Source organism: Amycolatopsis sp. NPDC104863 (assembly GCF_055582965.1).
Genome location: NZ_JBVJOW010000001.1, coordinates 939,528 through 954,493 on the forward strand (window position 1 = coordinate 939,528; position 14,966 = coordinate 954,493).

The following is a 14,966-nucleotide window of genomic DNA, read 5'->3' on the forward strand; positions in this document are numbered from 1 at the left end:
AATCACCGGGGGGACGCCAGCACGAGGAGAGAAGACCAGCGATGACCACCGCGACCACGTACCCCCAGCTCACCGGCGAGTACACCCTGGACGCCGCCCACTCGCGGATCGGGTTCGTCGCCCGGCACGCGATGGTGACCAAGGTGCGCGGCAGCTTCAACGACTTCACCGGCACCGCGACGATCGACGGTGACGCCCCGGAGAAGTCCTCCGCCCAGGTGACCATCCAGGCGCACAGCATCGACACCCGCAACGCCGACCGCGACGGGCACCTGAAGAGCAACGACTTCCTGTCGATGGACGAGTACCCCACGATCACCTTCGTCACCACCGAGATCAAGCAGACCGGCGAGACCAGCTTCGACGTCACCGGCGACCTGACCCTCAAGGACGTCACCCGTTCGGTGACGGTCCCCTTCGAGTTCGAGGGCTCGGCCAAGGACCCGTTCGGCAACGACCGGATCGGCTTCGAGGGCTCGACCACGATCAGCCGCAAGGACTACGGCATCACCTGGAATGCCGCCCTCGAGACCGGCGGTGTCCTGGTGAGCGACAAGGTCACCCTCGAGTTCGAGATCTCCGCGATCAAGAACGCCTGACCCCGGGAGCGGGAGCCGGGCTCAGCCCCGGTTTCCGCTCGCCCGCAGGTTCGCGATCCCGACGTCGAGCGCCGCTTCCAGATGGTCGATGCGGCCGGTCGAGAGCATCACCACCACGCCGCCCTGCAGGCCCGCCAGCAGGGCGGCCGCGGTGCGTTCGACGTTCAGCTCCGGGCTCACCTCGCCCGCGTCCCGCAGCCGGCGGATGCCGGCCTCCAGCTCGTTCTGCCAGCCGCGCAGCAGCTCCGTCACCACGGCCTGCGCGCCCGGGGTCGCCCGGCCCAGCTGGGAGATCAGCACGTTGAGCGGGCAGTACTGCCCGCGCTCGCGGTAGTGCGAGACGACCGTGTCGCGCCAGCGCTTCCACGCCGCCCACGAGCCCAGCTCGCCCAGCTGCGGCTGCTGGGCCGCCATCACCTGGCCGGCCTCGAACCGCGCCACCTCCAGCAGGAGCTCTTCCTTGCCGTCCGGGAAGTAGTGGAAGAGCTGGCTCTTGCTGGTGCCGGTGCGCGCCCGGACGTCGTCGAGCGTCGTGACGGCGACACCGCGCTCGCGGATCTCCGCCGCCGCGCCTTCGATGATCCGCTGCCGCGTCGCGGCGCCCTTCTTCGTCAGCGTTGGACTCACAGGTCCACTTTAAACCGGTGTCGCCGAGCCGGGCCGGGACGGGACAATCCCGGCATGTCCACGCTCACCCCGTTCCCGATCCTCGCGCTGGTCGGCGCGGTCTCGGGCGCGGTCACGGCGTGGCTGCTGCTCCGCCGCGACCGGCCGGCCGAGGTCCTGACCCCGGCCGCGCCGCCGGAGCCGGTGCCGCGGGAGGTCCGGGCGGAACTGCTCGCGAACGAGTACGCGGCGCGCCTCGCCGCGCTGCGGAACCTGGCCGCAGCGGCCGACGACGACCCCGGGCTGCGCCAGGAGTGCGTCGACGAGGTCCTCGCCCAGCTCCGCCACGGCCCGCAGGAGCCGCTGTGGGAGCTGCTGCGGCCGCGCCTGCGGCGGGCCGGTCCGCGGTTCTGGCCGGACGTGGACCTGCACGTCGGGCACGCGGTGCTGGCCGCGGTCGACCTGCGCGGCTGCTCGGTGCGCAGCGCCGTCTTCAGCAGTGTCCGCTTCGTCGGGGACGCCCGCTTCGACGGCGTGGTCTTCACCGGCCTCGTGAGCTTCGAAGGCTCGTGCTTCGCGAGGCACGCCTGGTTCCGCGACACCCGGTTCGGCGAGGGCGCGGACTTCGAGGGCGTCACGTTCACCGGGACCGCGGCCTTCGCCGAGAGCACCAGCCACGGCGAAACCTGGTTCGACAACGCGCGGTTCTCGGCCCTGACGGACTTCTCGGCGGCCGAGTTCGCCGACGACGCGTCGTTCGCCGGCGCGGGCTTCGCCGGCCGGACGACCTTCCGCGACACCCGGTTCACCGACGCCTTCTTCGGCGGCGCCCGGTTCAGCGGCCACGCCGACTTCGCCGGCGCGACCGCCACCCGCTTCCGGTTCCCGCGGGCGCGGGTCCGCACGGACGTCCACGTGGTCCGCACGTGGCCCGACGGCGTCCACGCGGGCGAGCCGGTGCCGTGGCGCCCGGGTTTCTGGGCCGAGCTGCACGGCGCGTGACCCGCCGTCAGCCGCGGATCGGCAGCTTCGTGTCGTCGCGCAGGAAGAGCGGGATCCGCTCCGGCGGGGCGGCCGCCTCCACGGTGGCCCCGCCGTCGTGGCGCGCACCGGTCACCGCGTCCGTCCACATCGCACCCGAGGGCAGGTAGACCCGGCGTGCCGTGACGCCCGGTTCGAGCACCGGCGCGACCAGCAGGTCCGGGCCGAGCAGGAACGCGTCGTCGACGTCCCACGCGCCGGGGTCGCCAGGGAAGTCGACGAACAGCGGCCGCATCGGCGGGACACCCTGCTCGTGCGCCACCCGCATCTGGGCCATCAGGTACGGCCGCAGCCGCTCCCGCAGCCGCAACGACTCCTCGATCGCCGCCAGCGCCTCGGCGCCGTACGACCAGACCTCGTTCGGCCCGCCGGTCATCCCCGGCCCGAACGGCGGCCGCGGGTCGCGAAAGCCGTGCAGGCGGAACAGCGGGCAGCACACGCCGTAGGAGAACCACCGCACCATCAGCTCGCGATAACCGGGCGACGCCGGGTCACCGCCGTGGAACCCGCCGATGTCCGTGGTCCACCACGGGATCCCGGCGACGGCGACGTTCAGCCCCGCCCGCACCTGCGCCCGCAGCGACGCCCAGGTCGCCGGGACGTCCCCCGACCACAGCGCCGCGCCGAACCGCTGGCTGCCGGCCCACGCCGAGCGGCTGAGCAGCACCACTTCGTCGTCGCCCTCGCCGCGGATGCCGTCGTGGAAGGCCTGCGCGTTCGCCTGCGGGTAGAGGTTGAAGACCTCCGAGCCCGGCCCGGCGTGGAAGCCGAGGTTGTGCGGGTGGCCGGGCTGGATCTCCGGCTCGTCGCCGTCGAGCCACCACGCGCGCACGCCCAGGTCGTAGTAGTTCTCCTTGACCTTGGCCCAGACGAACCGCCGCGCCGCCGGGTTGGTCGCGTCGTAGAACGCCACCGGCAGCTCGACGTCGAACCCCTTGTCCTGCCACGGCGCGTGGGCCGGGACGCCGTTCTCGGCGGCCACCAGCAGGCCCTGCTCGTGCAGCTCGCGGTAGTTCTCCGACAGCGGGCTGACCGACGGCCACACCGACACCATCAGCTTGACGCCCAGCTCGTCGAGCTCCCGCACCAGCCCGGCCGGGTCGGGCCACTCGGCCGGGTCGAACTTCCAGTCGCCGAGGTGCGTCCAGTGGAAGAAGTCGGCAGCGATCACCGACAGCGGCAGCCCGCGCGAGTGGTACTCCCGCGCGACGGCCAGCAGCTCTTCCTGCGTCCGGTAGCGCAGCTTCGACTGCCAGAACCCGGCCGCCCACTCCGGCAGCATGGGCGCGTGCCCGGTCGCGTCGGCGTAGTGGCCGAGGATCTGCCGCGGGCCGTCGCCGGTGGTCACCCAGTAGTCGAGCTGACGCGCGTCGTCGGCGACCCAGCGGGTGCCGTTGGCGGCCAGCTCGACGCGGCCGACGGCGGGGTTGTTCCAGAGGAAGCCGTACCCGCGGCTCGAGAGCAGGAACGGCACCGACACCTCGGCGTTGCGCTGCACCAGGTCGAGGACCAGGCCCTTCTGGTCGAGCCGGCCGTGCGTGTGCTGGCCGAGGCCGTAGACGCGCTCGTCGTCGTGGGCGGCGAACCGCTGCTCGAGGCGGCCGTACCCGTTGCGCGACGGCAGGAACAGCCGGGCGCCGGGCCACCAGAAGTGCGCGCGCTGCTCGGCCAGCAGCTCCTCGCCGGTGTCCGTGCGGACGAACCTCAGCTGCGCGTCGACGCCGGTGTCGGTGTCGGCGAGCTCGACGATCGCGGTGAGCGCGCCGTTCACCACCCGGCCGGACCGCTCGCCGGCCTCGGCGGTGGCGGCGGACGGCTTGGCGGGCAGCAGCGCGCCCGGGACGTCGTCGAGGATCCGGTGCCGTCCGGCGCGCACGCGCAGGCTGTCCGCGCCCCACGGTTCGATCCGCAGCACCTCGTGCCGCACGGTGACTTCGAGCGAGCGGCCGTCTTCGGTCGTGGCGATCACGCGGTCTCCTAGTCTTTGACGGCGCCGCTGGTCAGCCCGGCGACGACGTACCGCTGGGCCACGACGAGCAGGGCGGCCGCGGGGACCGCGGCGAGGACGGCGGTGGCCATGACCCCGTTCCAGTCCGCGGACTGGTTGCCGACGAACCGGTAGATGCCGACGGTGATCGGCTCGATCGACCGGCCGGTGGTGAGGGTGACGGCGAAGAGGAAGTCCGCCCAGGCGAACAGGAACGAGAACAGCCCGGCGGTGACGAGCGCGTTGCGGCTGACCGGGAGGATGATCGAGACGAACGTCCGCCAGTACCCGGCGCCGTCCACACGCGACGCTTCGGTCAGCTCTCTCGGCACGGAGATCATGAAGGCCCGCAACAGCAGCACCGCGAACGGGATGGTCGCGGTGGAGTCGGCGAGCACCAGGCCGAGGTAGTTGTCGATCAGCCCGAGGTTGCCGAACACGGTGTAGAGCGCGTTGGCCATCACGATCCCCGGGATCATCTGCACGATGAGCAGCACGAACACCAGCGCCGGGCCGCCGCGGACCTTGAGCTGGGCCAGCGCGTACGCCGCGGGCGCCGCGACCGCGAGCGAGACGAGCACGGTCCCGAGCGCGATGACGACGCTGGACAACAGGTGGGGCCCCTGCGAGGCGAGGGCCTTGCGGTAGCCGTCCAGCGTGCCGCCGACCGGGAAGAAGGCCGGGTCCGGGCGCAGCAGCGCGCCGCTGGGCTGCAGCGACGCGTTGACCATCCAGTACAGCGGGAACAGCAGCACGGCGACGATCAGGACACCGAAGACCGTCCGGGCCTTCACGTCGCCGCCTCGGCCAGCGTCGCCCGCGCCGAGCGCAGGTACAGCAGCCCGAACACCGTGGCGACGAGGATGAGGACATTGCCGACCGCCGCGCCCTGCCCGAACGCGAAATCCTGGAAGGACAGCCGGTAGGACCACGTCGTGAGCGTCTGCGTCGCGTTGGCCGGCCCGCCGCCGGTGACGACCATGATCACGTCGAACACCTTGATCGTGTAGACCAGCCCGAGCATCAGCACGATCCCGGTGACCGGCCGCAGCAGCGGCCAGGTGACGTGGCGGAACCGCTGCCACGCGTTCGCGCCGTCGAGCGCCGCGGCCTCGTGGAGCGACGCCGGGATCGCGCGCAGCCCGCCGTGCAGGATCACCAGGTTGAACGGGATGCCGATCCAGATGTTGGTGAGGATCACCGCGGGCAGCGCCCAGGTCGTGCTGCTCAGCCACGGCACCGCGGGGAAGCCGAGGAGGCGCAGGCCCGCGTTGAGCACCCCGTGGTCCTGGTCGAACATCCACCGCCAGACCGCCCCGCTGACCACCAGCGGCAGCAGCCACGGCAGCAGGAGCAGCGACCGCAGCAGCGCGCTGCCGAGGAACCGGCCGGTGAAGAACACCGCCAGCGCCAGGCCGATGCCGAACTGGAAGACGAGCGACCCGGCGGTGAACAGCACGGTGGTGAGCGCGGCCGTCGAGAACAACGGGTCGGCGAACACGGCGGAGTAGTTGGCGAAGCCGACGAAGGGCGCTTCACCGGTGTAGAACGACTTCACCGTGTAGTCCTGGGCACTCATCACCAGGTTCGCGACCAGGGGATACCCGAAGAACACCCCGACGTAGGCCAGGGCCGGCAGGAGGAACGCCCACGCCGCGAACCGGGGCTCGCGGCGGGCGGCCGGTGTCACGACCCGCTCGCCTGCTGTGCGGCCTTCAGGGCCTGGTCGGCCGGCTGCTTCCCGGTCAGCGCCGCCTGCAGCGCGTCGGCCAGCGCCTGCGAGACCTTCGGGTACTTCTCGCCGAGCTCGGCGGTGCGGGAGCGGGCCGAGCCGACCTCGTCGACGAAGGCCTGCATCGCGGGCTGCTCGGTGCCGAACTTCGCGGCCGCGGCCGTCTTCGACGGGACGTAGGCGTGCGCCTTGCTCCACTGCAGCATCGTCGGTTCGGAAAGGATGCAGGAGAGCACCTTCCCGGCGGCCTGCTGGGCGGGCCCGCTGGTGACCGGCACGGCGCCGACCTCGCCGCCGAGGGCGACCACCGGCTTGCCGCCCGCCTGCGGCACCGGGATCGGGACCACGCCGTAGTGCAGCGACTGCTGCTCGTCGAGCCGGGCCAGGTTCCACGACCCGTTGACCATCATGGCCGCGGCGCCGCCGACGAACTGGTCGGCGACGTCGTTCTGGTTCCACGTCACCACGGACTTCGACGCCGAGCCGGAGCTCACCAGGTCCGTGACGTACTGCAGGGCCTGCACGGCCTTCGGGGAGTCCAGCTGGGACAGTTCCGCGCCGTTGCCCCAGAAGAACGGGAGGAACTGCCAGGTGCCCTCCTCGGACGGGATCGCGGAGAACGCGAGGCCGTACTTGCCGTCCTTGGTGAGCTTCGCCGCGGCGGCCTTCAGCTCGTCCCAGGTCTTCGGCGGTTCGACACCGGCCGAGGTGAGGAGGTCCTTGTTGTAGATCAGCGCGAGGCCGTTGACGCCCGGAGCGACGCCGTACACCTTTCCTTGGTAGGTCCCGGCTTTGACGATGCTGTCGTAGTAGCCGTCGGTGGTGATGCCGTAGTCGCCCAGCGCCGTCAGCGCGCCGGTGGCGGCGACCTGCTGCAGTGTCGGGTTGTCGGTGAAGAGCAGGTCCGGCAGCGTCTTCGAGCTCGCGCCCTGCAGGATCTTCGGCAGCATCTGCGCGGTCGGCACCTTCTGCCGGTCGATCCTGACCCCGGTCTGCGTGGCGCACGTGTCGAGGATCTTCTGCCACGCGGCCGAACCCTGCTCGTCGGCGTAGTAGTCGAGCTCGGTGATCGAGGTGGCGGCCGGGGCGCCGGCGGCGCTCGACACCGGCGGCGCGGGGCTGGGGCTGCAGGCGGCCAGCAGGGTGACGCTCGCGGCCAGGACGAGGGCGCGACGAGCTGCGGACATGGTGGTTCTCCTTCGTCGCTGGAGTGGAACCGGTCAGGCGCGCGGCGCGGCGGTGCTGTCTCGCGGGGTGAGGCGGGGCCCGAGCAGCCGGACCTCGGGGGTGGTGTGGCCGGCGAGCCGGCGCATGGTCATCTCGACGGCCTGGGCGCCGACCTCCTCGGCCGGGATGGCCACGGTGGTCAGCGCGACCGCGTGCTGCGCGGCCATGCTGTCCGGGCAGACCGCGACGACGGAGATGTCCTCGGGCACGCGCAGACCGCGCTGGCGCAGGTTCGAGAGCAGCCCGGGCAGCACGGCCTCGTTGTGCACGACCAGGCCGGTCAGGTCCGGGTCGGCGGCGAGCAGTTCGTCCAAACAGGCGCTCACGGCTTCGTAGGAGTGCGCGCAGGGCCGGTTCGTCGCCCGCACGCCACGGCTTTGCGCGGCGTCGTCGAACCCGCGCAGGAAGCGCGTCGCGTAGCTGGTGCCGCGCCGGTAGACGGCGGGGGAGGGGCCGATCAGCGCGACCGAACGGTGGCCGAGGTCGGCCAGGTGCGCGACGCACGCGGAGCCCGCGGCCGTGAAGTCGAGGTCGACGCAGCTCAGCCCGGCCGGGTGGTCGGGCACGCCGATGAGCACCACCGGCAGGTCGAGCGCGATGAGCATCGGCACCCGCGGGTCCGCGGCCTCGACGTCCATCACCATCAGCGCGTCGGCGATCGCCGAGGACGCCACCCGCTGCAGCGCGGCGGGGCCTTCGTCCTTGGTGAGCAGCAACAGGTCCTGGTCGTGCGCGCGGGCCGCGGTGACCGCCGCGGCGACGAACTCCATCACCACGGCGACGTTGAGGTCGGTGCGCAGCGGGACGACCAGGGCCAGCACGTTGGTCTTGCTGCTGGCGAGCGCGCGGGCCCCGGCGTGCGGGTGGTACCCGAGCTTGCGGATACTCTCTTCCACCAGCCGGCGGGTCTTCGGCGAGATCGAGCGCTTTCCGCTGATCACGTACGACACCGTGCTGGGTGCCACGCCCGCCGCGCTGGCGACGTCGTTGATCGTGACCACGTGCGGCCTCCTGGGGACGAAGCGGGAGAAGTGCGTCGAAGCGCATCGACGATGGCAAGAAGGTAAGTGACACCCGCGCGAAACACAAGCACGCATTGCCGCGTGGAGATATTCGATTCGCATTCGACGGCGGGCCTCGGAGTCGAATTTGTCGAACGGTGCTGGTAACGGATCTTCCCCCAGCTCAGAGCGCAGTTTGGAGCATGACCGAAACTTCCTGGGTGCGCTCCCAGTAACTCTTGACCTTCGACTCCGGCGACTGTAATAGTCGTCACCATCCTCACCTTCGACGCGAATGTTCCGCGCCGCGCCGTCGAAACGATTCGACGAATCCGGGAGGCCGTCCGTGCGCCCGTCCCCGTTCCGCCGCGCGCTCGTCCCGGCGGTGGTCGCGCTCCTGCTGCCGATCCCCTCGCCGGCGCTCGCGGCGCCCCCGCCCGCGTTCCGCGATCCGGCGTTGCCGCTGGCGACCCGGATCGACGACCTGCTGTCCCGGCTCACGATGGACGAGAAGATCTCGCTGCTGCACCAGTACGAGCCGGCCATCCCGCGGCTGGGCATCGGCGTGTTCAAGACGGGCACCGAGGCACTGCACGGCGTCGCGTGGTCCACTGACTACGACCACGACGGCGCGGTGGTCAAAGCCGACGGCACGGTGTTCCCGCAGGCCATCGGGCTGGCGTCGACGTGGGACCCGGCGCTGGTCAAGCGGGTCGGCACGGCTGTCGGCCAGGAGGCGCGCGGCTTCAACGCGCGCAACCCGACGTTGTGGGGGCTCAACCTGTGGGCGCCGGTGGTGAACCTGCTGCGCGACCCGCGGTGGGGCCGCAACGAGGAGGGGTACTCCGAGGACCCGTACCTCACCGGGCAGCTCGCCACCGCCTACGGCCGCGGCATCCAGGGTGACGACCCGCGGTACCTTCAGGCCGCGCCGACGTTGAAGCACTACCTCGCCTACAACAACGGGGTGAGCCGGGACACGAGCAACTCCTCGGTGCCGCCGAAGATCCTGCACGACTACGACGAGCGGGCGTTCGAGATCCCGCTGCGGGCCGGCGCGGCGAACGCCGTCATGCCGTCGTACAACCTGGTCAACGGCCGGCCGAACACGGTGAGCCCGGACCTCGGCGGCACTCTGCGGAACTGGGCGCCGCGGGACATCGCGGTCGTCAGCGACGCCGGGGCGCCGTCCAACCTGGTCACCTCGGAGAAGTACTACGCCACCAAGGCAGAGGCTGACGCGGCGGCGATCAAGGCCGGGCTCGACAGCTTCACCGACAACGACACGAACGGCTCGATCACCGTCGCGGCGGTGGAGGAGGCGCTGGCCCGCGGGCTGCTGACGATGGCCGACGTCGAGACCGCCGACCGGCACCTGCTGTCGCTGCGGTTCCGGCTGGGCGAGTTCGACCCGCCGGGACGCAACCCGTACGCGAAGATCACCCCCGCCGTGATCGGCTCGCCCTCGCACCGCGCCCTGGCGCGCGAGGCGGCCGACGAGCAGATCGTCCTGCTGCGCAACGAAGGCAGTGCGCTCCCGCTCGACGCGGCGAAGACGAAGGTGGCCGTGGTCGGTCCGCTGTCCGACACGCTGTACGAGGACTGGTACAGCGGCTCGATACCCTACCGCGTCACGCCGAAGCAGGGCATCGAGGAGCGGCTCGGCACGACGGTGGCGTCTTCCGAAGGCGTCGACCGGATCGCGCTCAAAGACCTCTCGACCAGCCGGTACCTGACGGCGCCTGCTGCGCCCGGCAAGGTGACCGCGGGCGGGACCACGGCCGGGGCGGCGGAGTCCTTCGACGTCTTCGACTGGGGCGCGGGCAAGAACACCCTGCGCGCGGCGGCGAACGGGAAGTACCTGAGCTTCTCCGGCGGCGCGCTGGTGAACGACGCCGACCAGCCCACCGGCTGGTTCGTGCCGCAGCAGCTCAAGCTCGACCCGCAGCCGGATGGCAGCTTCGTGCTGGAGTACGCGGGCAACGAGGTGACCGAGCCGTGGTTCGGCCCGAACCGCTTCGCCGTGGTCGGCGCCGACGGGGTCCTCACGATCTCCGCGCCCGACGCGGCGCACGCGACGAAGTTCGGCCGCGAGGTGCTGCGCAGCGGCGTCGCCTCGGCGGTCGACGCGGCCCGCGGCGCCGACACGGTGGTGGTCGTGGTCGGCAGCATGCCGTTCATCAACGGCCGTGAGGCGAACGACCGGACGAGCACGGAGCTGGCTCCCGCGCAACGGGCGTTGATCGAGGCCGTGCGAAAGGCGAACCCGCACACTGTGGTTGTGGTGGAGAACAGCTACCCGACCACCGGCTGGGACTCGCTGCCGGTGCCGGGGATCGTGTGGACGAGCCACGCGGGGCAGGAGACCGGGCACGCGGTCGCCGACGTCCTGTTCGGCGACGTCGACCCGAGCGGGCGGCTCACGCAGACCTGGTACGCCTCGGACGCCGGGCTGCCGAGCATCCTGGACTACGACATCGCGAAGACCGGGATGACGTACCAGTACTACCGCGGGAAACCGTCGTACCCCTTCGGGTACGGGCTCAGTTACACGTCGTTCCGGTACGGCGCGGCGCGGGCTGGGTTCGACGGCTCGGCGGTGCAGGTCAGCGTCGAGGTGACGAACACCGGCGGCCGTCTCGGGTCGGACGTCGTCCAGCTGTACTCGAAGGACTCCGGCGTACAGCGGCTGCGGGATTTCTCGCGCGTGACACTGGCTCCGCACGAGACGCGGACGGTGCGGTTCTCCGTGCCGGTCGCGGACCTGGCGTCCTGGGACGTCTCACGGGGACGGTCTGTCGTGGCGGAAGGGATCCACGAGTTCTCCTTGGGCCACAACGCTTCCGACCTCTCCGCGGCGCAGCGGGTTTTCGTGCCGGGGGAGCGGCATGCGCCGCGAGACCTGAGCCGTCCCACACCCGCGCAGAACTTCGACGACTACTCCGGGACGACGTTGACGGACACGTCGAAGGTCGCGGGCACGTCGGTCGCGGCTTCCTCGGGGAACTGGCTGGTGTACCGCGATGCCGCACTGAACGGCCCGTCACGGTTCACCGCCTCGGTGTCCACAGTGGAGCCATCGCACGTCACGGTGCGCCTCGACTCGCCGACCGGCCGGGTGCTGGGGACGGCTTCGGTTCCGACCACGGGTGACCGGTACGCGTACACGACGGTGACCACCGGCCTGGCGAAGGCAACCGGCTGCCACGACGTCTACCTGACTTTCGCCGGCCCGGTGAACCTGGCGACGTTCTCCCTGCGGTGACTAGGGTTTCCGCCCCATACCCGCGTACGGCAGCGCGTTGATCGCCGGGTCGTCGGACATGTCGCCGGCGCCGCGGGGGTTCCACATCGCGCACCCCACCAGCCCCGGCTCCACCATTTCGAAGCCGTCGAAGAAGCGGAGGACCTCGGCGTGGGTGCGGGGGACCGGCTGGTTCTGCTGGTTCTGGTTGCTCTTGTACACCTCGACCGCCTCGTCGAGGCGCTCGGACTCGGAGTCCGCCGCGACGTGCGAGATCGTCAGGTAGCTGCCCGGGGCCAGGCGGTCGCGGTAGCGGGCGACGATGCCCGCCGGGTCCCACGAATCCGGGACGAAGTGCAGCAGCAGCAACATGAACACGGCGATCGGCTCGCCCGGGTCCAGCAGCTTGGCGGCGCCCTCCAGGACTTCGTCGACGTCGCGCAGGTCGGCCTGCAGCACCAGGCAGCCCGGGTTGTCCTGCAGCAGCAGCTCGCTGTGCGCGACGGCGACCGGCTCGCGGTCGACGTACACCACGCGGCACGACGGGTCGGCCTGCTGGACGATCTCGTGCAGGTTGCCCACCGTCGGGATGCCGGAGCCGATGTCGAGGAACTGCCGGACGCCGGCGTCGACGAGGTACCGTGCCGCGCGGCGCAGGAACGCGCGGTTGAGGCGGGCCGCGTCGCGGACGCCCGGCATGATCTTGAGGATCTGCTCGCCGAGCGCGCGGTCGGCGGCGAAGTTGTGGTCGCCGTCGAGCCAGAAGTCGTACACCCGCGCCGGGTTCGGCACCGTCGTGTCGATCTCCGCCGGCACCCAGCTCAGTTCCCCGGTCACAGGACCTCCCACCCTCGCTCGAGATGCCGGAGTGTAGCGCCCTCATCCGTTCGTGTGGACCCGCGCTCGGAGACCCCGCCGCGTCGCTAAGGTGTCCCGGTCGCGAGGAGGCGAGACATGACCGACGCGCGTCCCGTCCCCGGCCGCTGGCCCGTGCTCGGGCACACAGTGGCGCTGCTGCGTGACCCGCTGAAACTCTTCACTTCCCTGCCCGCGCACGGAGAAGTCGTCAAACTCCACCTCGGCCCGCTGCCGGTGCACGTGGTCACCACCCCCGAGCTGTCCTGGCAGGTGCTGGCCACCGACGCCGACAAGTTCGACAAGGGTCTGGTCTTCGACAAGATGCGCCCGCTCTTCGGCGACGGCCTGGCCACCTCGAACGGCGAGCTCAACCGCCGTCAGCGCCGGCTCGTGATGCCCGCCTTCGGCCGGACGCGGATCGCGGGCTACGCCGAAAACACCATGACCAAGCTGGCCGACGAGATCACGACGTCGTGGCAGCCAGGCGAAGTCGTCGAGTTCGACCGGCGGATGCAGGACCTGGTGCTGACCATCGCGGGGCAGACGCTCTTCTCGACGGCGCTCGGCGACGAGGCACTCGCGGAAATCCAGCGTTCCATCCCGGTCATGCTGAAATACGTGCTGATCCGGGCGTTTTCCCCGAAGTTCGTGGAGAAGCTGCCCATCCCGCCGAACCGGAAGTTCGACGCCGCGGCCGCGCGGCTGCGCGAGGTGATCGGCGAAACCGTGGTCACCGCCCGGGAACAGGGCGCCGACCACGGCGACCTGCTGTCGATGCTGCTCATGGCGCGCGACGAGGACACCGGCGAGGGCATGTCCGACCGGCAGGTGCACGACGAGGTCATCACGATCCTCACCACCGGCGCCGAAACCACCGCCGTCGCCCTGGCCTGGTTCTTCCACGAGCTCGGGCAGCACCCGGACGTCGAACGCCGGTTCCACGCCGAGGTCGACGCCGTGCTCGGCGGCCGGGCCGCGCGGTTCGAGGACCTGCCGGATCTGGTGTACACGCACCAGATCGTCAACGAGATCGTCCGCCGCACACCGCCGCTGATCCTCATGCGCCGGGCCCGCGAAGACGTCGAGCTCGGCGGCGTCCGCATCCCGGCCGGCGCCGAGGTCGCGGTCAGCCAGCACACGCTGCACCGGGATCCGCGCTGGTTCCCCGATCCCGGGCGGTTCGACCCCGGCCGGTGGGCTCCCGGCCACACCGCGGAACTGCCGAAGGGCGCGTACATCCCGTTCGGCGCAGGTGCCCGGCTGTGCCCCGGCCACGTGTTCGCGCCGACGGAGCTCGGCATCGTCGCCGCGACGATCGGGGCGCGCTGGCGGCTGGTTCCGGTGCCGGGCAAGAAGGTCTACGCGCAGCTCAAGGCCACGATGCAGCCGAACCGGCTGCCGATGACGCTGGTGCCGCGGACCTGACGGTGCCCGTTTGGCTACCGGGTGTAGTGTTCCGGAGTTCCTTCACCTGTCCGAGTCCAGAGGGAGTGCGGCGTGAAGCTGCCCGTCAAGGTGACGTCGGCCCTGTTCGCCTGCGGTGTCCTGCTCGCCTCGATGACCGCCGCGATGCCCGCCGAGGCCGCCGCGATCTCGTGCACCGACACGGATCTGCCGGTCAGCGGCCCGGGTCTGCCGCCGCTGGTGCCGGGCGCGCCCGCGACGATGCACGGCCGGCTGTGCCTGCCCGCCGGTGACGCGCCGGACACCGTCCAGCTGCTCGTGCACGGCGGGACGTACAACAGCGCGTACTGGGACCTGCCGTACCAGCCCGAGCGCTACTCCTACCAGCGCGACATGGCCGCGCACGGCTACGCGACCTTCGCCGCGGACCAGCTCGGCGCCGGGAACAGCAGTCACCCGCTGAGCCTGCCGCTGTCGGTGTGGGCCGCGGCGGAGTCGACGCACGAGGTGGTCGGCCACCTGCGCGCCGGGCACGTCGGCGGGGTACGGTTCGCAAAGGTCGTGATCGTCGGGCACTCGGTCGGCTCCGGTGTGGTCGCCGTCGAAGCGTCGACCTACCACGACGTCGACGGGGTGGTCCTCACCGGCATCACGCACCTGCCGGCGCTGCCGGTGCTGGCGCTCGGCGCGGCGCTCGGGCTCCAGCCCGCGCTGCTCGAAGGCCGGCTCGGGCACCTCGGCAGCGATCCGCTGTACTTCACCACGCGGCCGGGGGCGCGGGCCGGGCTGTTCTACAACACCGCCGACGCCGACCCGGGCGTGATCGCGGCCGACGAAGCCACGAAGGACCAGGTCTCGGTGCCCGGGATGGGCACGGTCGCGTTGTTCGGGATCGTGCTGCCGGCGACGAGGGGAATTACCGCACCGGTTTTCCAGGTGGTGGGAGAAAAGGACGTTCTTTTCTGCGGACTGCTCGCGCTGCGTGACTGCGCGGACCCCGGAGTGTTGCGCGCGCAGGAGGCGCCCTACTACGCCGATCCGTCGAAACTGTCGATGTACGTCCTCCCGGGTGCCGGTCATTCCGTTGCGTTGCACCGGAACGCCGGTGACTACCGGGACGCCACCCGGTCGTGGCTGCGAAACAGCCTGAGTATCGCTCCGCAGGGTTATCACTCGATTGGATGAATATTAAACCGTGCGTGTCGCGTTGTTTCGCGCCAAGATATATCGGCTGACCGAATCGGAGTATGCCCGAGACCCCTTGGAC

12 protein-coding genes are annotated in these 14,966 nt (G+C 71.1%); 5 read left to right on the forward strand and 7 right to left on the reverse strand.

From position 1 onward, the window contains the following. Nucleotides 1-41: 41 nt before the first annotated feature. Nucleotides 42-599 (forward strand): YceI family protein, encoded by a 558-nt coding sequence (locus ACZ63J_RS04170; RefSeq protein ID WP_465399813.1) that lies wholly within the window; start codon nt 42-44, stop codon nt 597-599. A gap of 21 nt (nt 600-620) precedes the next feature. On the opposite strand, the gene ACZ63J_RS04175 is transcribed toward ACZ63J_RS04170, so the two are convergent. Further along, nucleotides 621-1,226 carry a TetR/AcrR family transcriptional regulator gene (locus ACZ63J_RS04175; RefSeq protein ID WP_465399812.1) on the reverse strand — a complete coding sequence of 202 codons (606 nt, stop codon included), beginning with the start codon at nt 1,224-1,226 and terminating at the stop codon, nt 621-623. Between the two features lie 54 nt (nt 1,227-1,280). Between ACZ63J_RS04175 and ACZ63J_RS04180 the strand changes: the two genes are divergently transcribed. Next, the gene (locus ACZ63J_RS04180; protein ID WP_465399811.1) at nt 1,281-2,207 is read left to right on the forward strand and encodes a pentapeptide repeat-containing protein; all 927 of its coding nucleotides are present in this window, start codon (nt 1,281-1,283) and stop codon (nt 2,205-2,207) included. A gap of 7 nt (nt 2,208-2,214) precedes the next feature. Here the strand turns inward: ACZ63J_RS04180 and ACZ63J_RS04185 are convergent, their stop codons facing one another. The 5 genes from ACZ63J_RS04185 to ACZ63J_RS04205 are packed head-to-tail and all read right to left on the reverse strand — an operon-like array spanning nt 2,215 to nt 8,193. Beyond that, nucleotides 2,215-4,215, reverse strand: coding sequence for a glycoside hydrolase family 31 protein (locus ACZ63J_RS04185; protein ID WP_465399810.1), 2,001 nt, complete (start codon nt 4,213-4,215; stop codon nt 2,215-2,217). Nucleotides 4,216-4,223: 8 nt separating this feature from the next. Then, nucleotides 4,224-5,027, reverse strand: a complete 804-nt coding sequence (locus ACZ63J_RS04190) for a carbohydrate ABC transporter permease (protein ID WP_465399809.1) — start codon at nt 5,025-5,027, stop codon at nt 4,224-4,226. Continuing rightward, nucleotides 5,024-5,923: a carbohydrate ABC transporter permease gene (locus ACZ63J_RS04195; protein WP_465399808.1), complete on the reverse strand. Its 900-nt coding sequence runs from the start codon at nt 5,921-5,923 to the stop codon at nt 5,024-5,026. The genes ACZ63J_RS04190 and ACZ63J_RS04195 overlap by 4 nt, the downstream gene beginning before the upstream one ends. Further along, nucleotides 5,920-7,152, reverse strand: coding sequence for a sugar ABC transporter substrate-binding protein (locus ACZ63J_RS04200; protein WP_465399807.1), 1,233 nt, complete (start codon nt 7,150-7,152; stop codon nt 5,920-5,922). Before ACZ63J_RS04200 ends, ACZ63J_RS04195 begins: the two co-directional genes overlap by 4 nt. Nucleotides 7,153-7,185: 33 nt before the next feature. Then, nucleotides 7,186-8,193, reverse strand: a complete 1,008-nt coding sequence (locus ACZ63J_RS04205; protein WP_465399806.1) for a LacI family DNA-binding transcriptional regulator — start codon at nt 8,191-8,193, stop codon at nt 7,186-7,188. A 346-nt stretch (nt 8,194-8,539) separates the two neighbouring features. Here ACZ63J_RS04205 and ACZ63J_RS04210 point away from each other — a divergent pair, with 346 nt between their 5' ends. After that, entirely contained in the window at nt 8,540-11,458 is a 2,919-nt protein-coding gene (locus ACZ63J_RS04210) for a glycoside hydrolase family 3 C-terminal domain-containing protein (protein WP_465399805.1), read from the forward strand. Here ACZ63J_RS04210 and ACZ63J_RS04215 read toward each other — a convergent pair whose 3' ends face one another. Further along, nucleotides 11,459-12,274, reverse strand: a complete 816-nt coding sequence (locus ACZ63J_RS04215; RefSeq protein WP_465399804.1) for an SAM-dependent methyltransferase — start codon at nt 12,272-12,274, stop codon at nt 11,459-11,461. 117 nt (nt 12,275-12,391) lie between these two features. On the opposite strand from ACZ63J_RS04215, the gene ACZ63J_RS04220 reads away from it, so the two are divergent. Together ACZ63J_RS04220 and ACZ63J_RS04225 are read left to right on the forward strand one after the other, a co-directional pair. Beyond that, nucleotides 12,392-13,720: a cytochrome P450 gene (locus ACZ63J_RS04220; protein ID WP_465399803.1), complete on the forward strand. Its 1,329-nt coding sequence runs from the start codon at nt 12,392-12,394 to the stop codon at nt 13,718-13,720. Between the two features lie 132 nt (nt 13,721-13,852). After that, a complete protein-coding gene (locus ACZ63J_RS04225) occupies nt 13,853-14,884 on the forward strand; it encodes an alpha/beta hydrolase (protein ID WP_465399992.1) in 1,032 nt (343 codons plus the stop codon). Nucleotides 14,885-14,966: the final 82 nt, after the last annotated feature.